The sequence below is a fragment of the Mucilaginibacter sp. 22184 genome, assembly GCF_052045695.1.
GTDB lineage: Bacteria > Bacteroidota > Bacteroidia > Sphingobacteriales > Sphingobacteriaceae > Mucilaginibacter.
In genome coordinates, this window is record NZ_JBQEPI010000005.1 from 435,433 (window position 1) to 455,336 (window position 19,904).

Consider the following 19,904-nt stretch of genomic DNA (forward strand, 5'->3'; position numbering starts at 1 on the left):
AATGAACTACTGAACCAGTGAACCAATGAATCAATAAAGAATGAAACAACTTACTGATTTGCAGGCATTGATAACTGAAGCTATTGACAAGCTTGAGTTCCCTCAACACCCTGCAGACTTATATGAACCTATAAGTTATATACTGACTCTTGGAGGTAAACGCCTGCGGCCGGCCCTTTTGCTTATGGCCTGTGACCTTTTTGGCGGCGATGTAGAAAGTGCTGTTCAACCAGCTTTAGCTATAGAGGTTTTCCATAATTTCACGCTGATGCATGACGACATTATGGATAATGCACCACTGCGCCGGGGCCAGATAACCGTACACGAAAAGTGGAATGCCAATGTGGCTATCCTTTCTGGTGATGCCATGATGGTAGAATCCAACAAACTGATGATGCGGGTTCCGGATGCTATTTTACGCCCGGTAATGGATGTTTTTAATGAAACCGCTACCGGTGTATGCGAAGGTCAGGAAATCGATATGAGCTTTGAGCAACGCAGCAACGTGATCATCGACGAATACCTGAACATGATACGCCTCAAAACCGCTGTGCTATTAGGTGGTACACTTAAAATTGGCGCTATTATAGGTGGAGCATCGTTAACAGATGCCCAGCTATTATATGATTTTGGTGTGAACCTGGGGGTAGCCTTCCAATTACAGGATGATATACTGGATGTTTATGGCGATCCCGACAAATTTGGGAAACAGGTTGGCGGCGATATCATCTCCAACAAAAAAACGTACCTGCTTATCAAAGCACTTGAGTTGGCTAAAGGTAATCAGGCACATGAATTGAATAACTGGCTCGCCATGCAACTGTTTGACATACCTGAGAAAGTAACCGCTGTTACTGGTATTTATAACGAGCTGCAGATAAGGAAATACGCCGAAGAAGCTATGCACACCTTTGCCGACAAAGCATTCAAGGCATTGGACAATATCAATCTTCCCGAGGAGCGCCGCCAATACCTGCGTCAGTTTGCCGATAGTTTATTGGTAAGAGAGTATTGATTCAACATTATTACCACATTTGGCCATGCTACCGGTGGCATCTGCAACAAATGAAGGGAACGCATAACGAAAAAGGCCTGATCAAATTGATCAGGGCTTTTTTTATCAGGATTCGGGTACAGGATTCTTTGTTTTCATAGTAGCTCCCGCACTCGCTATAATGATCAGCGCTACTGCTATCCATTCATTCAAAGAGAGGTATTCATGGAGAAAAACAAGACCAGAAAGCGCCGCGACAGCGGGCTCCAGGCTCATTAAGATACTGAATGTCTTTGCAGGAATTCTGCGCAAAGCACTCATCTCCAGTGTAAAAGGAATGGCACTCGAGAGTAAGGCCAACAAAAAACCTGACAGCAACATATGAGGTTTAAAATGGGTTAATAATCCATTACCTATAGCCGCTGGTAATACCACGGCAGAAGCGAAGATCATACCGATACTCACGGCTTTACCTCCGTCCATTATTTTTGAGATACGTCCGCCTAAAACAATATAACCAGCCCATAATGCCCCGGCAAGTAAGGCAAGGAGAACGCCAATAACATCTAACCCATTATTGCCCCATGGTGCTATCAGGGCTATCCCTACCGCTGCCAGAATTACCCATAAAAAATCTACAACACGTTTAGAACCGGCCATAGCAAGCACCAGCGGCCCAATAAACTCGAGGGCAACACCCAACGCAAGAGGTATGCGGGCAATAGCCATGTAAAAAACAAGGTTCATCGCTCCTAATGTTAACCCATACCAAGCCACCGCTTTCCATTGCGTATTGGACAGGCTTTTTAGATTGGGGCGATTAAAAACAACCAGGATAATAGCAGAAAAAACAATTCTTAATGCAGAAGTTGAAGCAGCACCCAATACTGGAAAGATGCCTTTAGCAATTGCGGCACCACCTTGAACACTTATAATAGATAATAATACAGCAGGTACTGCCGGGATTTCGAATCCCTTTTTATTCTTCATTTAAAATGATGTTTAGCGATAAAAATAAGTGGTTTTTCCCGCAACGATGTCAAGTCCACGTAAGTTCAGCAATCAAAATAATCTTAAAGCTGTTACGAGTGACACTATACGAATCATCTCGCGATAGCATAAAAAAAGCCCTGATCTAATTGATCAGGGCTTTTCTATATCTGTTAGCTTAGCTAATTACTCAGCTACGGCTTCTTCAGTTGCTTCTGTATCAGCTTTTTTTGCTTTTGGTGCTGCTGCTTTTTTTGCTTTTGGTGCTGCTTCAGCAGTTTCAACTTCGGCTACTGGTGCTTCAACTACTTTCTTTTCTGCTTTTGCTTTTGGTGCAGGAGCTGCAACTTCAGCAACCGGTGCTGCTTCAACCGGAACTACAGAAACGTATGAACGGTTATCAGCTTTTTTTCTGAACACTACGTGTCCATCAGCTAAAGCAAATAGAGTATGATCTTTACCAATACCTACGTTAACACCAGGATTGTGTTGGGTACCACGCTGACGTACGATGATGTTACCTGCAATTGCTGGCTGACCACCGAATATTTTGATACCTAAGCGTTTGCTATGCGACTCACGGCCGTTTCTGGAACTACCGGCCCCTTTTTTGTGTGCCATTTCTTAATATTTTTATGGAATTGATAAGCAACTCCAGGTTTAAACTTTAATTATAATGTAATACCAGTGATCTCGATCTTGGTAAATTGCTGACGGTGACCGTTTTTCTTTTTGTAACCTTTTCTTCTTTTCTTTTTGAAGATAATTACTTTATCACCTTTTAAATGAGACACGATCTTAGCCGATACTTTAGCACCTTTCAAATCAGAACCTAATTTGAATTTACCTTCGTTTTCTGCTAACAATACACTGTCAAATTCAATACTAGCGCCCTCATCGCCTTGTAATCTGTGTACAAAGATCTGCTGGTCTTTTGCAACTTTGAATTGCTGTCCGGCTATACTTACTATTGCGTACATGTTTGTTAATTATTGTTTTAAAATTCGAGGTGCAAATATAGGGATTGATTATTAAATAAACAATACCATCTATTTTATTTCTTCAATCTTTCTTCGGCAGTATATAAACTCTGCTCTATTTCCTTGATCAGGGTTTTATTGGCATCAATCAACCTAACGTCACCTACAAAGCCACTATCGTATACTACGCGCTTACTTTTCTTCTTATACTTAAACTCGATAATGTAGCGTATCGATTTGTTTTTGCCCTTGGTACTATCGGCCAGTTCTTTTACCGGAAAATCCCAGAAACCCAGGTCGGCAGCCTTGTGGTGCAGATAAAGTAGATCATCGCTGGTTAAACGCAAATGCATTTTTACCAAAGAGTCTTTCTTATTTACATATTGATAATCACCTGTTTTGGAATCATATTTATTGATCAGGCTATCAACAGGACCGAATTGTATTGTCATGGAATCAAAATCAGAGAAGCGGTATGGCGCATTCTTGATCATCATACCATAGTAATAAACACAATACACTATAAAAGGTACTATAATAGTACACGCAAAAAATATTTTCTTGGAACGATCGGACATGGGATTAATTAGTGAGTTAGTGAATTAGCGAGTTAGTGAATTATTTAACATCGTTATTTTTTGATACTGTTTTTCTTGATGCGGAAGCTATTTTAAGAATTTGGCTTGCTTCATCTGCCAATGCCGATAAACTTGATGCTACTACTACTCCTGCATCTATCAGAACCTCCATCCAAAACAAAGCTTCATCTGCTTCCTCTACAACAATAGAAAGTTTAGCATGAAACTCAGCTTGTGATCGTGCTCTACAGGCAGCCCGATAGTTAGCTCCAACGGATGAAGATGATCTTAACAATTGCCTGCCTATGATTTTAGCCTCCTCCGTCGGCGGCAAAGTTCTAAAAAATTTAATATTATCTACAACAAACTTTTTAGTTCGCTGTCTGAATATCTCCGCAAAGGCTGCTTTGCTATTATCTTCCATTATTATTTAATCAATCAATAATTAAAAAACCACTTAAAATCACTAATTCACTAAATCAATAATTCACTAATTATCAAGCTCTCCCTCCCATTTACTTACTACTGCAGCTGCCATGGCATTGCCTAAAACGTTGGTTGCTGAGCGGCCCATATCCAGTAAAGGATCAATACCGATTAATAAAAATAAGCCAGCCTCAGGTATATTGAACATAGATAATGTGGCGGCAATTACTACCAGCGACGCTCTGGGGACACCAGCCACACCCTTGCTGGTAAGCATAAGCACCAGCAACATCGATAATTGATGGCCGAAAGATAAATGAATATCATATGATTGCGCCAGGAATAAAGAGGCAAAGGTCATATACATCATGGAGCCATCCAGGTTAAATGAATAGCCCAATGGCAATACAAAACTTACAATTTTATTGCTGCAGCCAAAATTTTCCAACTCAAGCAATACTTTAGGATAAGCCGCCTCACTGGTTGATGTACTGAAAGCTATCAGCATAGCATCCTTTATGCGTCCTATCAGTTTAAACACCGGCTTCTTTAATACGATAAAACCAACCAGAATAATGATTAGCCAAAGCATGACCAATGAAAAATAGAACTCGCTTATAAAAATACCGTAGGTAGATAGCACGCCCAGCCCCTGCTTGGCAATTACAGCCGTAATAGCTCCAAAAACAGCCAGTGGGGCAGCTTTCATTACATAACCTGTGATTTTTAAGATCACGTGTGCAAAAGCATCCATGGCTTTGATCACGATTTTACCCTGCTCGCCAATGGCAGCGGTTGCCACACCAAAAAACATAGCGAATACCACGATCTGCAAGATCTCGTTATTGGCCATAGCCTCAAAAATACTCCGTGGGAAAACGTGACCCACAAAGTCAATAAATGACAGGGCTGTTTTCTTGATACCGGTACTTAAGTGACTATCAGGCAGTGGTAGGTGCATAGCTTTACCCGGCTGAAACAGGTTAACCAGCAGCATGCCTAACAACAGGGAAACCAGCGTGGCACTTAAGAACCAAAGCATTGTTTTACCACCTATACGGCCAACAGCTTTAATATCCCCTACTTTGGCCACACCAACTACCAGCGTAGTAAAAACAAGGGGGGCCACGATCATTTTGATCAGTCGTAAAAATATCTCACTTAAAATAGAAAAACCTTCCAGTTTATCCTCGCGAATAGAATTATTATCTTTACTGATCTTTGTTTGTTGTACTTTTTGCGCCCTCAAGGCTATGTGCTCGGCAGCAGTAGTGTCATTTAATAAAGCCAATTTGGTGTTAATAGTTTTAATATTAACATCGGCCGTATTAATTTTTACATTGATGGCATTAATTACGCTTACATTATAAATGTAGCCGGTTATTACACCTAAAACAAGGGCGATAAAGATGTAGAGAGTCAGGTTATTTTTTGGCATATAACAAATTGCAGGGCGCTAAACTACAAAAATTAATAATTTTAAAAGTATCAAGTAGTTAGTATCAAGTATCAAGACAGGAATAAAGCTCCTTTTACGATTACTTATATAAATCTTGATACTTGATACTAACTACTTGATACTAAATTATTATGAGTATTACCACATACGGTTTACAGCATATAAAAAAAGAGACTCAGCACCTTTCGCAGGAGCAGCTATCGGAGCTTTTGCTCCGTTTGGCACGTTATAAAAAGGAAAATAAAGAGTTGCTGGCTTACTTATTATTTGAGGCCTATGATGAGGCAGCTTTTGTTGAAAAAGTAAAAGGCGAAGCAGGTTTTATGTTCAGTCAGCTATCAGCACTGAGCTATCATGCGGCAAAGGGTATGCGTAAAATTTTGAGATTGCTGAGCAAGTACACCAAGTTTGCAGGTTCAAAAGAAGTAGAGATAGAATTGCTCCTGAACTTTTGTGTGAACTACCTGGAATATGCCGATAGGCGTACCACCTACAAACCTATCAGACTGATATTAACCCGGCAGGTAGAAAAGATACGCGGATTGATTGGAAAACTACACGAAGATCTGCAGTTTGATTACCTGGACAGTTATAACACCCTGCTTGATGATGCCGAAAAAAAGCTGGTTTGGTTTAAAAAGAATGATTATCAGTTGTAACATATAGCCTTTACATTAATCTAACAATAAAAATCTATTAACGCGTGGCCAACAAAGAAGCAGCATTCAAGCAAATATATGAAGCTAATTCTAAAAAGATATTCCATTTATGCTATGGTTACACCGGCGATGATGATGCCGCGAATGACCTGCTACAGGAAACATTTTTAAAAGTTTGGCAAAATTTAGAGAAGTTTCGCAACCAGGCCATGATTTCAACCTGGATATACCGCATTGCTGTAAACACTTGTTTAACCTATTTACGATCAGAAAAAAGACAGGCTAAAGACGAGTTAACCCCTCAAATAGCCGAAACAAAAAGGGAAGAACTATCGGATAAAAACGAGCAGGTAGCTTTGCTGTACAAGTGTATTTCAAAGCTGGAGGAGTCGGAAAGAATTATAATAACCATGGTGCTTGATGAAGTGCCATACCCCGAAATAGCGGATATTTCGGGTATATCAGAGGGAAACCTGAGAGTGAAGATTTATCGTATAAAACAAAAATTAACAGAATTATTTAACCAGTATGAAAGACTTTGATCATCTGATGTCGGTTTGGCAGGGACAGCCAAAACCAGATCAACTTTCAGTGGATGATGTGCTGAAACAGGTAAAGAAGGGGATCCGAAGCATAACTACCAAGTTATACTGGACCATTGTGGCCATGGTGGCTATAGCAGCGTTTGCATTTATTGTTACCTTTTTTCTGGCTTTTAAATCGTGGATTACCACCGTGGGCATCCTGATAGTGTTGGTCACTATGTTGATGTACCTGTCGCTCGTAGTAAGGCACTACCATATTTTGAGTAAGCGCGATGCCACTCAAAATCCCTCAGAGTACCTTGACAGCCTGAAGGCCTACCAAAAAACAAGAACAAAAATCATCGGCTGGTTCTACTACATCTACATCCTACTCATCAGTGCCGGCCTCGCACTCTACTTCGCCGAAGTACTATCAAACTCCTCCCTCCTTTTTAAACTCATCACTTACGGTTCCATAATTATCTGGTTTTTATTTACCACGTTTTATTTAAAACCGCGCATGTTTAAGAATGAAGAAGAGAAGCTTAACCTAATGATTGATCGGCTGGTGCGTTTGAAGGAGCAATTTGATTAAGACTCTTATTGAATTTGATGACAGACCATAATATCATTATACAAAAAGCTACCATAGCTGATGCCCCTACTCTGTTGGCGCTCAGCAGAAAGACCTTTTTTGATTCTTTTGCGCACCTGAATACGGCGGAGAATATGGAGGCTTATGCTTCAAACGCTTTTACATCAAAACGGGTAAGGGCCGAACTGAACAATCCGGGTTCGCTCTTTTATTTTGCCTTGCTTAACGGAAACATTGCCGGATATATCAAAATAAACCTGGATGCCGCACAAACCGAACTGCAAGACGGCAAGGCTCTTGAAGTAGAACGCATTTATGTTTTAGCCGAATACCATGGCAAAAAGATAGGCCACGAATTATTGAATTTCGCTTTTCAGATGGCAAAGGATAAATACTTACAATACGTTTGGCTGGGCGTTTGGGAGCACAATCAAAAAGCTTTAAGCTTTTATGAAAAACACGGCTTTAAAGTATTTGGCAGTCACCCTTTTATGTTAGGCAGCGACAAGCAAACCGACCTGCTCATGAAGAAGGAGTTATAGCCTTATCGTTGGTTAACCAGCGAGAACATCACCTGCTCCCGCAATTGCCTGCTTATAGGCACCTGATGCTGGTTGATATGCAACATATTACCCTCAATAGCCGTAATTTTTGGGGTGGATACAATAAACGATTTATGTGTTTGTAAGAAAACCTGTTGAGGTAGTTTTTCCATCAATGCTTTTAGTGTGCTATGGGTAATGATCCTCCGGCCGGGGAAATGGATCTCTACATAATTCTCCATCCCTTTGATATATAATATATCATTAAATATCACCTTCTCCAGTTTACCCTCACTTTTTACAAACAGGTAATCTGCTTTCTTGATATTGCTGTTGCGCAGTTCAAAATAATCCTTAGCCTTGTATGCGGCTTTCATAAACCGTTCAAACGAAATGGGTTTCAGCAAATAATCAAGTACGTCAAGATCAAAGCCATCGGTAGCGTATTCTTTAAAAGCCGTGGTGAAGATCACTTTAGGTGGGTCGGGTAACGATTTGATAAAGTCTACACCAGTCAGGTGCGGCATTTGTATATCCAGAAATAAAAGATCCACCGGTTGCTGAGCCAGTACAGCCCCCAGTTCCATGGCATCCTCGCATTGGGCTTTCAGGTCAAAAAAGCCTGCTTTTTTCACATAACCTTCTAAACCTTTCCGCGCAAAAGGTTCATCATCGGTAATAATACAACTGATCTGGCTCATGTTCTAAAATTCTAATTCTAATTGTGCAATATAACTACCGGCCTCACCACCGGCTATCAACCGGTGTTTGTTTGGATAAAGGAGCTCCAACCGGCGTTTTAAATTTTCGTGCCCGATGCCACTATAGTTATCCGCTATCTTCATGGTTGCAGGTACATCATTATATACTTTAAATAGCATTCCTTTTTCAATGGTAGTAGCCGAAATATCAATTTTATAATCACCACCAATATATTTAAAAGCGTTCTCTACCAGCGGCAGCAAAAGTAAAGGGTATACCAGCTGATCGGCAAGTTCTTCGTCAAAAAACACGCTCAAACGCATTTTCTGGCTGGCCCTTATCTTTTGTAGCTGGATATAATCCTGCAGATATTCCAACTCCTGCTTTATGGCCACACGTTGCTGCTGATCATAAAGCTGGTAGCGCAACAAGCTCGAAAGCAGCTCCGTACTTTTTTTAGCGCCATCCACATCTTCGTCCATCTGAAAATAGATGGTATTCAAAGCGTTGAACAAAAAATGCGGGTGATACTGCGCTTTCAGAAACTTCAGCTCGGTTTCCAGGTGATCATTGGTTAGTTTTTCCAATTGCATTTGATTATTTACATAGGCCCTTAACCAGGTGTTAGTACGCGTTATTCCGTAATAAATTATGGCATATAGCGTGGGGATAAGGTTGATATCTACCGCATCTGCCCATGAAAGGCCGTCATCAGTAAAAGCAGCCATAGGGGTAAATATCAAGTTTATCAATATTAGATTAGCCAGTACAAAAATGAACAGTTCCCGTACCAAACTTTTATAACTTAACTGAACACTTCCTTTTTTATCAAAATAACGAAACAACCATTCAAAAAGCGCAATCCCCAAATATCCCACTAATATGCTCAGGCTTATCTCAAGTGAATTCAGAGCCCATGAACGTTTCCAGAACTCAATGTCAATTACAATATCATTCAGCGCCCTGATCGTAAAATATATCAGCAGACCATATAATCCTGGGAAAACATATTTCCGGAAAAATTTCATATGGTTAAGTTATAAATTTCAGGCAGAAATTGTTGCGGCTGATCTTATTTCCCCTATAGGCACCTCTGCTACAGGTTTGGGTTTGTCCTTGGGTTTCATGCCAAACAGGAACCGCATTAAAGCAAAGGGCCTTATCAGTAAATGATAAATTAACACACTTACAAAAAAGGTGATGCCTACAGTATAAATATATTTGGACAAGATACTTTCATTTCGTAGCTGTACAATATAATAAACAATCAGAACAATTACTGTTTGGTGTAGTATGTAAAATGGATATACAGCCTGGTTTAAGTAATTTAACACCTTATGGCTGCGGTTAAAATAATGTTTACCATAACCAACTAATGCCAAAACCCAACCCCATGCTATTATAGGCCTTAGCGCGGTAAAAGCATAAGAAAACAGTATATGATGAAATGGCCAGTTTTCTTCATGCTGCGGTTCTATTTTATTCCACCTCATAACCTCCCACATCACCAGGGTTAAAAAACCTATGGTTAAAGCAAACCGGCGGTTACGCTCCAAACTGTTCATTAGTTTAGGTTGTAATATGCAAACAAAGCCAGCCAGCAGAAAAAACAACCAATAAACAAAATAACTGCCATCATGTATCAGGTCATTAGTTTCGGGATAGTCCCAGCTGGTGAAAGTAAACCAAATTATACCGGGCAGCATTAACAGGTATACCCATTTACCTTGAGCCAGCACGGCAAGCTTTTGTTTGAAAGCATTACTCTTTGATGATATCATCCAGGCAAATACAGGGGCAAATATCAGATCATAAATAAACAGATAAGCAATAAACCACAGGTGATGCCAGCTGAAACTACCGCCCTTTGGATAGGGTACAAAATTAAATACACTCGGGTACCAATCCCAAAAACTGCCTTTATAACCATGCGCCAAGCGTTCCATGTAGATCTGCGGTGGAACAATGATAAATATGCCTACCAGCAGCGGAATAAACAACCTGCGAAAACGTAAACCAATAAAACTTAAGGTCGACCGCCGCTGCATCATATAGTAACTCACCGTACCTGATATAAAAAAGAGCAGCGGCATACGAAAAAGGTGTAAAAAATGGTTCGACTCCATGAGTAGGTTACTGGTTTCCGCGTTTTTGATATGCCAGCCATCTTCACTAACAAAGGGCATAGCCGAATGAAAGAATAATACCCCGGCAATGGATAAAATCCTTAACCAATCCAGGTAGGTTTGACGTTGTGTGGTTTCCATCTTGTTTCTTTTTTATTCAAAGAAAGCCCTCTCCAACTACGTAATAAAATCAGTTTGACAAATGGTATTTACCCTTTGACCAATGGTAAAAAAGACGAGAACACCTCACTTCTTTGACGTTGATACCGCACGTATTTCGGGTAAAACTACTCGCCATATTACGTATAAATACTAACCTGATTCTTGTAGCGTGCACCTAATTTTACATCAGCCTAAGTGTATTAACATTTTATGAATAATAATACAACCGCAAGCGAATGCCGGCCCTAACAGCATCCCTGTCGCTTCAGTACCAATTAGTAATAAGCAGTGGAGTAAGCCGAAAATCCGAACCAAGAGTAAGCTCAATTAAAACCAATAGCTATGATAATTGCAATGCAAGGTAACTGGACAGTTACCGTAAAATCAAAAGGGGCCGCTTTTCCACAGCGTTTTGTGGTACAAGGCGCTACATCAGCCAATGGCACTCATCCGGGCACACCAGGTACCTCTGTTTTTGTAACCGGGAGCCAATGGTCTATTATTATTCAAAACGATCCGGGTACAGGGTTCCAGGCATCAGAAACCAAACTCACCTTTCCGCACCAGGTAGGGAGTAACTATGTTTTTGATATTCAATCGAACGATGCGGGTAACGATACCGATTTTGACGACCTGGTGCTCACCTGTTCAGCCCCGGTAAACATCAACGATTTTATTGTTTACGGTAATGTAACACTTTACAGCGGCTCATGCATCTTTAATCCTTGCCGCAGGTTCCCATATGTGATCGATACCTATCCGGGACTGTTACAGGCATTAAAGAACCCGCTGCTCAAGGATTATATCAATAAGTATTATCCTGAGCGTATACCCGGCCCGGTTAATCCACCCGATCCGGCGCCATACTTTAAACCGATAGTTTTTGACCTAACCAACGAAGCCACACAAGCTAATACCGCGTTACAGTATACCAGGAGTGCTCCTGTGGAAACAAAAAGGAATCTAAAAGCGGCAGACGAAAGCGTTTCTGCATTCGCGGCCAGTAATTTTCAGTTGGTCTCTTCTACTCCTGCTGTAGCTTCCAAACAAATATTGGCACAGTCGGCAGAAAACATTTCACTGGCTAAAAATATCGGTGGCTTGTACAGGTATTGCCTAAGCGGCCCGGGTTCCAATTTAACCCTCACCTTTGAGGAGTATGACCGTACCGGTTCCGAACTGCTCGGTGGTGCCTATACCGGGACCGGCGACAGACGTTTACTTGGCGATACCATTACCGACATGAACGGGAATTATATCTTCCGCTTTAGTTTTGATATGACCTTCCCAGGTTTGGAAGATGCATCGGACGTAGGCCCGGGCGAAGATATCAACACGGTATTGTACCCAGATATTATCGTAAAAGTAACAGGCTATTCGCCATACCAGGTATTGTATGAAAGCGCACCTTACTACAATATTCAAAACCTGCGCAGGATAGACCTGTGTTTACCGGAATCAACGGTACATGTTTCATCGGCCTGCTTTAATGGCAACCTCATCGGCAGCTTAGGTAATGTTTTCATTGGTGGTAACCAGAATACTCTGGCTTCCACATCCACAGCTTCACTGCGCCGTTATGGGGATTCCAATTACCTGGAATCAAACGGGGTAATATCGGTTAATAGTTCCCTTGCTGGCTTTCATGTAGAGTGCGCCGCCTGGAACGGCACTATCGATATGCGGGGTTGTATGTATGATGCTACCAAAAGCGCCATTGATAACAAAATCAGATGGTACACTATCCGTGTTAACCGCGCCGGAACATCGGGATGGACTTATGTAAGTCAGAATTATAAGCATCCAAAATTCTCCAAACGTAACCAGCCCAATTATATCGGCGACGATGTAGGTCCGTTTTATCCAGCTGTGGGCGGAACTTTAAATGGCGCGGTTCCGGCTTATATGAACATCCAGCGGCAAATATTTGTAGATGGCGTTGACTGGGAGTTTTCCAATTTCGACAGGTACATGCAGCTCAATACCGCACTTTATGATGTGATAGCGGGTATAACCACACCTGGTACATTTTATGTACGGGTAGATGGCTATGATGCCGCTGGCGCTCACGTAACCAACGCTACCGACCTGATCGCGCTGTATATCCATAATAAAGGTCTGCAATTCCAGATGACTGGCGCCATATTGAATGACAATACTATTGTAAGCGGTGGCTGCGGATTGTATCGCCTTACCGACGCACAGCTAAAAACACCTATGGTATTTTCATTTGAAGCCAATGATCCGTATGGCTTTGTGGATACTTACAGCTTAACCATGGGAAGATGCCCGGGAACAGAGCTTGATCTGAATGCCAATATCGAGGGCGATTTTACCATTATCGGCTCACATACATTTCCAGGAGGATCAAATCCATCAAATGTTCATGATGCCTGCCCTGGTTACAAAGGTACACAAGACGATTACAGTAATCCCGGCCTGGTGAGCGCACAGATACAACCACGGCCCGTTGGCGATGGCTGGATCAAAACCGGAGAATACTTTACCATATATTCCTTTGGTTTAACTGCTAGTCAAAGGGTCACCAATGGTTATAATACAGGTAATTCGGGGCCATACAATGCTTATTCACAAATTATGATGGAGCGCCTTAATCCATGACAGATGTTAACGTCACCGGTTTTATAATTTGCACGCTGGCCATTTGGCGCATCTCGCACCTGTTTTCACAGGAAGATGGGCCATTTGATATCGTGATCAAATTCAGAAAGCTTTTCGGGCAGGGTTTCTTCGGAGACCTGCTCGATTGCTTTTATTGCCTTAGTATGTGGGTAGCCATCCCTTTTGCTGTACTAATGTGTAATCAATGGTTACAGGGTATCATCATTTGGCTGGCGCTCTCGGGGGCGGCATGCTTTCTATTTAAACTAACCGACAAAAACCAATAACCATATGAATTGCTGCGGAAAAAAACGACAAGCCTGGCTTAGGGAAGAAAAAACCGTTCAAAGCTCACCCAAAGCAGAAGTGCATACATCAAGTGCAATTACAGATCAACCCTCCCGCTGGTTTGAATACACGGGCAATAACCAATTAACCATCAAAGGCATTGGCACCGGGACTCCATACCACTTTAAATTCAAAGGCGATAAGCTATCTGTTGACTACCGCGATTCTTTTGCCTTTATGGCCGAAAGGGAGCTCAAAGTCACGAGTCCTGATCAAGAATCAAGATATTAGAGTCAAGAATCAAGGCAAAAAACATTTATTGTTGATGTGCATAAATGCCTCTAAAGCTATCGCAGGTTATAATTTTCTTGGTTCTTGACTCTAATATCTTGGTTCTCATTATCACCCTCTCATAAATGGGTTAAAATTACGTGTGCCTATTTCCATGCCGGCGGCGCGGCAAACGGTTTTATCGCCAAACTTAAAATTAATCTTGTCCATAGCCTGGTAAAGTCTGATCTGCTCTTCGTTGTCCTCAAATAAATTGATCTGGTAACTCCCGGTACACAGGTCGCTTAGTCTCACGCCTATCAACCTCACGGGGCGATGTTGGTTCCAGGCTTTTTTGAGTAGGTTTTTAACGCCTGGGATCAGGATATGCTCGGCAGCAGTAAGCGGTATCTTTTGCTGCTGTGTGTGGGTTTCGAAATTGGCATAGCGGATCTTGATGGCCATGCAGGAGGATAGCTTATTTTCCCGGCGCAATTTGCCGGATAACTCCTCGGTCATAGATACCAGAATATTTTCCAACGTACGCGGATCGTTCACATTGTTGCCGAAGGTATGTTCTGTTGATATCGATTTACGGTCGCTATGCGGAACGATCTCACTATGATCAATCCCATGGGCCTTTTCCCATAAATATTTTCCAGCCTTACCAAAAACAGCCTCCAGAAAACGGATATTGGTACGCTGCAGGTCGCCGATCTTTTCAATACCATATTGATACATTTTTTGACAAGTGCTTTCGCCCAGGCCCGGTATTTTACCGATAGGCAGTGGTGCCAAAAATGCCAGCTCTTCGCCATGCTTTATATATAGCTGTCCGTTGGGTTTGGCCTGGTTGGTGGCCATTTTGGCTACGGTTTTACCCGATGCCATTCCAAAAGAAATAGGCAAACCGGTTTCGCGGATCACTTTTTGGCGCAGGTTGCTGGCAATCTGGTAACAATCATGAAAACGCTCCATACCCGTTAAATCGATGTAGAACTCATCAACAGATGTTTTTTGATAAAGCGGTACCGAGTCATGGATGATCTGGGTAACCTCGCGTGAGGCTTCTGAATAGCGACCATGGCTGCCATGAAGCACAATAGCATGCGGACAAAGCTTTACCGCCTGCCGGGTAGGCATGGCCGAGTGTACACCATAAGCCCGCGCTTCATAGCTGCATGAGGATACCACTCCCCTGTCAACCGAGCCGCCAATAATCACTGCCTTACCTATCAGACTGGGGTCAAATTTGCGCTCTACGGATACAAAGAATGAATCAAGGTCGATATGTACAATATGCCGCTTAACATCCATGCACAAATATGAAAATAAATTTAGTATTTTACTAAAAATATTAGCATTTTTGTTTCATCAAAACCAGCTGCCATGTACATGTATGAAGACTATTTATTCCTGCTTTCGCCTCCAGAGGCTATAAAGCACGAAATTGCCCGCTATAAAAAAGCCTCCGCTAAATTAATTGGCAATTATAAAAGCATGGATTCACCGGCACACATTTCGGTTCACCACCTAGAGCGGCAAAAGCCCTTTATGGCCGAAACCAATTTAATCCGGATGGAGAAAAGCCTGAATGAGCTGCCGCCCGCTTTATTGCATGTAGATGGTTTTAAGTTTTTCCAGCATCTGCATAACCGCATGACCATTTACGCCCACATCAGGATCACCCCTGCTGTTGACGAATGGCTAACCCAGCTTAAAAGAAAGCTGAGCATCCGCAAAGCTATTGTACCACATATAACGGTAGTCCGCGACGTTGCCGGGCCCGATTTTGAACGCTTATGGCCAAATTTCCGTCATAAAAAACTGGTGGAACCTTTTTGGGTAAATGAGCTGGTTATGCTTAAACGCGAAACATTTGCTCATGAGCCACAATGGCGGCCGTTTAAAATTTTTGAATTTAAAAACAAAAAAGCCGCAGCCAATACCGCCGAAGCTATTATGAGCCGACAAGCAGCAGCCGATAACCAAATAGATCAGATAAACCTTTTTTAAACACATAGTCATGAACAACAGAGATTATCTTACCGTTATTTCCCCTCCAGAGCACGTGGATAAAAAAGTTGGCTTATTTAAACAGGAATGTGTTAAACGCATCGGGAAGTTTCCGGGGATGTACGCGCGGGCACACATCACCATCGAATCTTTTAGGGACGAGGTTCATCAGCTTACATTAAAACCCTTGCTCCTCACTCCTTTCTATGAAATGGTGGGCTTTAAGGTGCGAACCATACCACAGCATAAGCTTAAAATTAATGGATTTGACTTTTTTAAGCACGGTCCCCATTTCCGAACCATATACGCCAAAGTAGATTTGGATAAAATAACCGAGGACTGGTTTAACCAGGTTAAAGGTGCTTTAAGAATGAAAACCAGGAGAATCACCCCTCATCTTACCATCGCCCGGAATATACCGGTAGCTTCATTCAACAAATTATGGCCTTATTTTCAGGAAATGGAATACCGTGACACGTTTTTGGCTGAATGTTTAACCATACTGGAAAAGGAAATCGACAACAAAAATGATCGGTATAAAGTGCATAAAACGATCCCTTTTCGCAAAAAACCTCTGGCGGCTTAGCCGCTGTCGGGATCAATTAGTGGCACATTGGGAGATAATTACCTAAACGATAATCAGTTATCTTTTTTAACAATTTATTAACCATAAACAAACCTTTTTCTATATTTGCGCCGGGGTAAGTCTTTTACGGCCAGCTCCTCTTGAACTCCCCCAGGGTGGGAACACAGCAAGGGTAGAGAGTTGAGCGGCGCGATAAAAGTAGCTTACCCTTTTTTGTGCCCTAATTTTTGGAAAAACCTCCATATATTCCCGGTTCGATAAATATAGAACATCCAATACCTAATGTCGAACCATCCCCACTTCTTTCTAAAATCAATTGTCATCCTGAGGAACGAAGGATCTTCTTCACTATGTTAGTTGTAATATAGATACTTCACTCCGTTCAGCATGACAAAAGGGATTTAACTATTGTATTATAACCAACTGTCATCCTGAACGAGGCGTCAGGAGAGATCTTTTACGTTTAGTTAAACAGAATAATGATTTCCCCTTCAACATTTAACATTCATTATTCATTATTCATTATTCTCCCCCTATCTATTATGGCCAAATCCTGACAAACCGTATATTTTAATTGAGCCGTATTGTAATTAGTTTTGCTCACCAATACAAAATTACATCATGCCTAAGATTCCAGTTTTAGAATACTTAAAACACCTGTTAGCTGGTACCCTTACCCCCGATATGGAAACTATTGTGAGGTACCCCACAGCCATATCGCAAACATTAGCTATCCGTATAGCAGCTGTAGATCATGGAACCGCCACCGTTGAGATTGACGCCGATACCTTGATCCATGGCAACCAGCAAGGCACAGTCCACGGCGGATTGATCTGCGAACTGACCGATGCTGCCATCGGCACAGCGCACTCCACCCTGATGAAAGAAGGTCAGTCCTTTACCACCATAGAGTTAAAAATAAACTTTTACCGGCCTGTATGGAAATCGAAATTAAGGGCAACCGCTACACCTTTACAAAGCGGTAAAACCATAACCCATTATAAATGTGAAGTAAAAAACGAAGAAGACAAGGTGGTAGCCATGGCCACAAGCACCGTGATGACACTTTACGAGGATAAGGCAGCAGGGCGCTAATTGATGGGGGTTATCACCGCAGCACGCTGGTATAATTACTTCGATATCCGTCATTCAAAATTCATTATTCGATATTACTTCCTGCAAAACCTCAAACTGCCTATCTTCGCAACATGCTCGATATACTCATTATAGGTGGCGGCCCCATTGGTTTGGCTTGCGGTTTGGCTGCTCAAAAAGCCGGTTTAAGTTTTGTTATTGTCGAAAAAGGCTGCCTGGTTAACTCATTGTACAACTATCCATCAACCATGACCTTCTTTTCTACCTCAGAAAAACTGGAGATCGGTGGGGTACCTTTTGTAACCGTGCACAACAAACCAACCCGCGCCGATGCTTTGGAGTATTATCGCCGCGTAGCGCTTTCCAATCACCTGCCCATTAACCTATTTGAGGAAGTAACCAATGTTACCCTACACAACGGCTCTTATACCATAACCACCAGCAAAGCTACCTATCAGGCAAAAAGGGTAATCCTATCCACCGGTTTTTATGATATCGCAGTTAACCTGGATATCCCGGGCGAAGATTTGCCCAAGGTAAAACACTATTACCAGGATCCGCATTTCTACACCCTGCAAAAGGTAGTAGTGGTGGGCTCCAGCAACTCGGCTATTGATGTAGCGCTCGAAACCTATCGTAAAGGCGCCGAAGTAACCCTGGTGATCCGTGGCAGCGAAGTAAGCAGCCGGGTAAAATACTGGGTACGGCCCGATATCATTAACCGCATTAAGGAAGGCAGCATCAAGGCATATTTTAATTCCAACCTTCAGGCCATTCGCCAGCACGAAGTAGATATCCAGACACCCGACGGACTGGTAACCGTTCCCAATGATTATGTAATGGCCATGACGGGCTATAAACCCAATTTTGATTTCCTCCGGAAACTGGGGATTGTATTGTCTGATGATAAATTCATTCCGCGGTACAACTCCGAAACTATGGAAACCAACCTGCCGGGCCTGTATCTTGCCGGTGTAGTTTGCGGCGGCTTAGATACTCATCTATGGTTTATCGAAAATTCGCGTATCCACGCCGATATGATCATCAATGATATCGTGGCTAAGCGTTAATCAGGCGTTTATTTTTTAACTATACACTTCAATTAAATAATTTACTTATTCATTATCAAATAATTAAGAATTTTATTTCATAAAATAGTACTATGTATTGCATAATACTATTTAAAACACCTATCTTTATTTAAGTTTCAAATTAAATAAAGCAAAAACCATGAAATCAACCATTATCGCCCTGCTGTTGCTATTAGCGGGCAGTGCCGCTTGCCTGGCACAATGCGACAAGAAATTAAATCTGGTAACCTCAAAAACCGAACATCTGGATGGCAGTAACAACCTGGAGAGGGCTGTCGATGAGCAAACGGTTATTGAAATAATCGACAAAAACATTTCCGTTAATATCGAAAACGGGAAACAAACGCTTACCGGGACTATCAAATCAAACACCTGTGACTGGAAAACACCATTTAAGGAGGGCAAATCAGTGATCAAAACCACCATCAGTGATGAAGATGGAAACGGCGAAAAAGACTACATCCTCACCATTGAAGGTAAAGACGGAAAAGTTACCCTAACTGCCGAAAGAGTAGATGACTCCAATAAGAAGTTAAGATTTGTGTTGGATAAGTTTGAAGAGAAAAAGTAAATGATAGGAGCCGTCAAAACTATCTGCTCCCCTTCTTCTGAGCGAAAACCAACGCATTCTTGTGCCTGCCAACGGCCCGGTTCTCCTTATTGGATAACCGGGCCGTTGAGTTAAAAGAAAGTCGATCTAAATATTAGACTAATTTTTTAAAACTTTTTAAAGTTTTAAAAAGCCGCGAAAAGTGTCTAAAAATTTGTTAAAAGTGTTAGCTTCTATATTTTTTCAAAGATTTTTGAGGTTTTTCGCCCTGTTTTTGATCAAAAAAATGTTAAAATCTGAGGTTTAAAAAGTTGGTGGGTATGCCATCGAATCATTGGTCTTTAAAGGCTGAAACCGCCACCTCAAAAAACCGAATATAATCTTAACGTTATTAAATCATTTTTTTCTTGCATAAGTAAAATTTTATGCAATAATTTGCACCCAAATTAAAAACACAGTAATACCACAAAAAAATGAATCTACAAAGCTTAAATAAGCCCGCAATAAGAGCAACATTTGCTCCGGCTGCCGCTGCTTTGGTTTCAACTGTTTTTTTATGCTGCCCTCCCCGACGAAGGCCCTATATGCCACGGGTTTGAATTAATTCCCTGTAACAAAACCACCGCTAAAGAATAAAGTATTTAAACTT

Annotated in this window: 23 protein-coding genes and 1 other RNA gene; 14 read left to right on the plus strand and 10 right to left on the minus strand. The window is 41.7% G+C overall.

Annotation, left to right across the window (positions count from 1 at the left end):
* Positions 1-40: 40 nt before the first annotated feature.
* Positions 41-1,015, plus strand: a complete 975-nt coding sequence (locus ACTJKG_RS13720) for a polyprenyl synthetase family protein (protein ID WP_172333645.1) — start codon at positions 41-43, stop codon at positions 1,013-1,015.
* A gap of 105 nt (positions 1,016-1,120) precedes the next feature.
* Here ACTJKG_RS13720 and ACTJKG_RS13725 read toward each other — a convergent pair whose 3' ends face one another.
* The 6 genes from ACTJKG_RS13725 to ACTJKG_RS13750 all read right to left on the minus strand — a co-directional run bounded on the left by ACTJKG_RS13725 (position 1,121) and on the right by ACTJKG_RS13750 (position 5,406).
* Complete coding sequence (locus tag ACTJKG_RS13725) at positions 1,121-1,984, minus strand: EamA family transporter (protein WP_440739532.1); 864 nt, start codon at positions 1,982-1,984, stop codon at positions 1,121-1,123.
* A gap of 186 nt (positions 1,985-2,170) precedes the next feature.
* Positions 2,171-2,605 carry a 50S ribosomal protein L27 gene (gene rpmA / locus ACTJKG_RS13730; protein ID WP_172333647.1) on the minus strand — a complete coding sequence of 145 codons (435 nt, stop codon included), beginning with the start codon at positions 2,603-2,605 and terminating at the stop codon, positions 2,171-2,173.
* A gap of 50 nt (positions 2,606-2,655) precedes the next feature.
* Entirely contained in the window at positions 2,656-2,964 is a 309-nt protein-coding gene (gene rplU / locus ACTJKG_RS13735) for a 50S ribosomal protein L21 (RefSeq protein WP_090467954.1), read from the minus strand.
* A gap of 74 nt (positions 2,965-3,038) precedes the next feature.
* Positions 3,039-3,461: a hypothetical protein gene (locus ACTJKG_RS13740; protein WP_440739533.1), complete on the minus strand. Its 423-nt coding sequence runs from the start codon at positions 3,459-3,461 to the stop codon at positions 3,039-3,041.
* 121 nt (positions 3,462-3,582) lie between these two features.
* The gene (locus ACTJKG_RS13745) at positions 3,583-3,966 is read right to left on the minus strand and encodes a four helix bundle protein (protein ID WP_172333649.1); all 384 of its coding nucleotides are present in this window, start codon (positions 3,964-3,966) and stop codon (positions 3,583-3,585) included.
* 66 nt (positions 3,967-4,032) lie between these two features.
* Positions 4,033-5,406 (minus strand): dicarboxylate/amino acid:cation symporter, encoded by a 1,374-nt coding sequence (locus ACTJKG_RS13750; protein ID WP_172333650.1) that lies wholly within the window; start codon positions 5,404-5,406, stop codon positions 4,033-4,035.
* 152 nt (positions 5,407-5,558) lie between these two features.
* Between ACTJKG_RS13750 and ACTJKG_RS13755 the strand changes: the two genes are divergently transcribed.
* The 4 genes from ACTJKG_RS13755 to ACTJKG_RS13770 are packed head-to-tail and all read left to right on the plus strand — an operon-like array spanning position 5,559 to position 7,747.
* The gene (locus ACTJKG_RS13755) at positions 5,559-6,086 is read left to right on the plus strand and encodes a hypothetical protein (RefSeq protein ID WP_216650462.1); all 528 of its coding nucleotides are present in this window, start codon (positions 5,559-5,561) and stop codon (positions 6,084-6,086) included.
* Between the two features lie 44 nt (positions 6,087-6,130).
* Positions 6,131-6,628, plus strand: coding sequence for an RNA polymerase sigma factor (locus tag ACTJKG_RS13760; RefSeq protein ID WP_166086900.1), 498 nt, complete (start codon positions 6,131-6,133; stop codon positions 6,626-6,628).
* Positions 6,615-7,205: a hypothetical protein gene (locus tag ACTJKG_RS13765; protein WP_440739534.1), complete on the plus strand. Its 591-nt coding sequence runs from the start codon at positions 6,615-6,617 to the stop codon at positions 7,203-7,205. The genes ACTJKG_RS13760 and ACTJKG_RS13765 overlap by 14 nt, the downstream gene beginning before the upstream one ends.
* Positions 7,206-7,222: 17 nt before the next feature.
* On the plus strand, positions 7,223-7,747 hold the full coding sequence (locus ACTJKG_RS13770; protein WP_440739535.1) for a GNAT family N-acetyltransferase: 525 nt from the start codon (positions 7,223-7,225) through the stop codon (positions 7,745-7,747).
* 2 nt (positions 7,748-7,749) lie between these two features.
* Here the strand turns inward: ACTJKG_RS13770 and ACTJKG_RS13775 are convergent, their stop codons facing one another.
* From ACTJKG_RS13775 to ACTJKG_RS13785, 3 genes are read right to left on the minus strand one after another with little or no spacing between them, the layout of a single operon-like run.
* Complete coding sequence (locus ACTJKG_RS13775; protein WP_440739536.1) at positions 7,750-8,448, minus strand: LytR/AlgR family response regulator transcription factor; 699 nt, start codon at positions 8,446-8,448, stop codon at positions 7,750-7,752.
* 3 nt (positions 8,449-8,451) lie between these two features.
* Entirely contained in the window at positions 8,452-9,477 is a 1,026-nt protein-coding gene (locus ACTJKG_RS13780) for a sensor histidine kinase (protein ID WP_440739537.1), read from the minus strand.
* 18 nt (positions 9,478-9,495) lie between these two features.
* Entirely contained in the window at positions 9,496-10,716 is a 1,221-nt protein-coding gene (locus ACTJKG_RS13785) for an acyltransferase family protein (RefSeq protein ID WP_440739538.1), read from the minus strand.
* Positions 10,717-11,079: 363 nt separating this feature from the next.
* On the opposite strand from ACTJKG_RS13785, the gene ACTJKG_RS13790 reads away from it, so the two are divergent.
* The 3 genes from ACTJKG_RS13790 to ACTJKG_RS13800 are packed head-to-tail and all read left to right on the plus strand — an operon-like array spanning position 11,080 to position 13,938.
* Positions 11,080-13,359, plus strand: a complete 2,280-nt coding sequence (locus tag ACTJKG_RS13790) for a hypothetical protein (protein WP_172333655.1) — start codon at positions 11,080-11,082, stop codon at positions 13,357-13,359.
* Positions 13,356-13,646 carry a DUF1360 domain-containing protein gene (locus ACTJKG_RS13795; RefSeq protein ID WP_440739539.1) on the plus strand — a complete coding sequence of 97 codons (291 nt, stop codon included), beginning with the start codon at positions 13,356-13,358 and terminating at the stop codon, positions 13,644-13,646. The genes ACTJKG_RS13790 and ACTJKG_RS13795 overlap by 4 nt, the downstream gene beginning before the upstream one ends.
* A 4-nt stretch (positions 13,647-13,650) precedes the next feature.
* Entirely contained in the window at positions 13,651-13,938 is a 288-nt protein-coding gene (locus tag ACTJKG_RS13800; protein WP_172333657.1) for a hypothetical protein, read from the plus strand.
* A gap of 111 nt (positions 13,939-14,049) precedes the next feature.
* Here ACTJKG_RS13800 and dinB read toward each other — a convergent pair whose 3' ends face one another.
* The gene (dinB, locus tag ACTJKG_RS13805; protein ID WP_172333658.1) at positions 14,050-15,234 is read right to left on the minus strand and encodes a DNA polymerase IV; all 1,185 of its coding nucleotides are present in this window, start codon (positions 15,232-15,234) and stop codon (positions 14,050-14,052) included.
* 72 nt (positions 15,235-15,306) lie between these two features.
* Between dinB and ACTJKG_RS13810 the strand changes: the two genes are divergently transcribed.
* The 6 genes from ACTJKG_RS13810 (at position 15,307) to ACTJKG_RS13835 (ending at position 19,276) form a co-directional block, all read left to right on the plus strand.
* On the plus strand, positions 15,307-15,933 hold the full coding sequence (locus ACTJKG_RS13810) for a 2'-5' RNA ligase family protein (protein WP_440739540.1): 627 nt from the start codon (positions 15,307-15,309) through the stop codon (positions 15,931-15,933).
* 10 nt (positions 15,934-15,943) lie between these two features.
* Complete coding sequence (locus ACTJKG_RS13815) at positions 15,944-16,519, plus strand: 2'-5' RNA ligase family protein (protein WP_440739541.1); 576 nt, start codon at positions 15,944-15,946, stop codon at positions 16,517-16,519.
* Positions 16,520-16,632: 113 nt separating this feature from the next.
* Positions 16,633-16,731: signal recognition particle sRNA small type (gene ffs / locus ACTJKG_RS13820), an RNA gene on the plus strand.
* Positions 16,732-17,140: 409 nt separating this feature from the next.
* Entirely contained in the window at positions 17,141-17,614 is a 474-nt protein-coding gene (locus ACTJKG_RS13825) for a PaaI family thioesterase (RefSeq protein WP_172333661.1), read from the plus strand.
* A gap of 113 nt (positions 17,615-17,727) precedes the next feature.
* A complete protein-coding gene (locus ACTJKG_RS13830) occupies positions 17,728-18,684 on the plus strand; it encodes a YpdA family putative bacillithiol disulfide reductase (RefSeq protein WP_172333662.1) in 957 nt (318 codons plus the stop codon).
* Positions 18,685-18,844: 160 nt separating this feature from the next.
* Positions 18,845-19,276 carry a hypothetical protein gene (locus ACTJKG_RS13835; protein ID WP_172333663.1) on the plus strand — a complete coding sequence of 144 codons (432 nt, stop codon included), beginning with the start codon at positions 18,845-18,847 and terminating at the stop codon, positions 19,274-19,276.
* Positions 19,277-19,904 lie beyond the last annotated feature (628 nt).

What these genes read in the sequence shown, in the direction of transcription:
- ACTJKG_RS13770 (WP_440739535.1), top strand. Translation starts at nt 7,223, where the DNA reads ATGACAGACCATAATATCATTATACAAAAAGCTACCATAGCTGATGCC.
- ACTJKG_RS13790 (WP_172333655.1), top strand. Translation starts at nt 11,080, where the DNA reads ATGATAATTGCAATGCAAGGTAACTGGACAGTTACCGTAAAATCAAAA.
- rplU (WP_090467954.1), bottom strand. Translation starts at nt 2,964, where the DNA reads ATGTACGCAATAGTAAGTATAGCCGGACAGCAATTCAAAGTTGCAAAA.
- ACTJKG_RS13835 (WP_172333663.1), top strand. Translation starts at nt 18,845, where the DNA reads ATGAAATCAACCATTATCGCCCTGCTGTTGCTATTAGCGGGCAGTGCC.
- dinB (WP_172333658.1), bottom strand. Translation starts at nt 15,234, where the DNA reads ATGGATGTTAAGCGGCATATTGTACATATCGACCTTGATTCATTCTTT.
- ACTJKG_RS13755 (WP_216650462.1), top strand. Translation starts at nt 5,559, where the DNA reads ATGAGTATTACCACATACGGTTTACAGCATATAAAAAAAGAGACTCAG.
- ACTJKG_RS13815 (WP_440739541.1), top strand. Translation starts at nt 15,944, where the DNA reads ATGAACAACAGAGATTATCTTACCGTTATTTCCCCTCCAGAGCACGTG.
- ACTJKG_RS13785 (WP_440739538.1), bottom strand. Translation starts at nt 10,716, where the DNA reads ATGGAAACCACACAACGTCAAACCTACCTGGATTGGTTAAGGATTTTA.
- ACTJKG_RS13780 (WP_440739537.1), bottom strand. Translation starts at nt 9,477, where the DNA reads ATGAAATTTTTCCGGAAATATGTTTTCCCAGGATTATATGGTCTGCTG.
- ACTJKG_RS13825 (WP_172333661.1), top strand. Translation starts at nt 17,141, where the DNA reads ATGCCTAAGATTCCAGTTTTAGAATACTTAAAACACCTGTTAGCTGGT.
- ACTJKG_RS13745 (WP_172333649.1), bottom strand. Translation starts at nt 3,966, where the DNA reads ATGGAAGATAATAGCAAAGCAGCCTTTGCGGAGATATTCAGACAGCGA.
- ACTJKG_RS13765 (WP_440739534.1), top strand. Translation starts at nt 6,615, where the DNA reads ATGAAAGACTTTGATCATCTGATGTCGGTTTGGCAGGGACAGCCAAAA.
- ACTJKG_RS13830 (WP_172333662.1), top strand. Translation starts at nt 17,728, where the DNA reads ATGCTCGATATACTCATTATAGGTGGCGGCCCCATTGGTTTGGCTTGC.
- ACTJKG_RS13795 (WP_440739539.1), top strand. Translation starts at nt 13,356, where the DNA reads ATGACAGATGTTAACGTCACCGGTTTTATAATTTGCACGCTGGCCATT.
- ACTJKG_RS13720 (WP_172333645.1), top strand. Translation starts at nt 41, where the DNA reads ATGAAACAACTTACTGATTTGCAGGCATTGATAACTGAAGCTATTGAC.
- ACTJKG_RS13725 (WP_440739532.1), bottom strand. Translation starts at nt 1,984, where the DNA reads ATGAAGAATAAAAAGGGATTCGAAATCCCGGCAGTACCTGCTGTATTA.
- ACTJKG_RS13750 (WP_172333650.1), bottom strand. Translation starts at nt 5,406, where the DNA reads ATGCCAAAAAATAACCTGACTCTCTACATCTTTATCGCCCTTGTTTTA.
- ACTJKG_RS13740 (WP_440739533.1), bottom strand. Translation starts at nt 3,461, where the DNA reads ATGATGATCAAGAATGCGCCATACCGCTTCTCTGATTTTGATTCCATG.
- rpmA (WP_172333647.1), bottom strand. Translation starts at nt 2,605, where the DNA reads ATGGCACACAAAAAAGGGGCCGGTAGTTCCAGAAACGGCCGTGAGTCG.
- ACTJKG_RS13775 (WP_440739536.1), bottom strand. Translation starts at nt 8,448, where the DNA reads ATGAGCCAGATCAGTTGTATTATTACCGATGATGAACCTTTTGCGCGG.
- ACTJKG_RS13810 (WP_440739540.1), top strand. Translation starts at nt 15,307, where the DNA reads ATGTACATGTATGAAGACTATTTATTCCTGCTTTCGCCTCCAGAGGCT.
- ACTJKG_RS13800 (WP_172333657.1), top strand. Translation starts at nt 13,651, where the DNA reads ATGAATTGCTGCGGAAAAAAACGACAAGCCTGGCTTAGGGAAGAAAAA.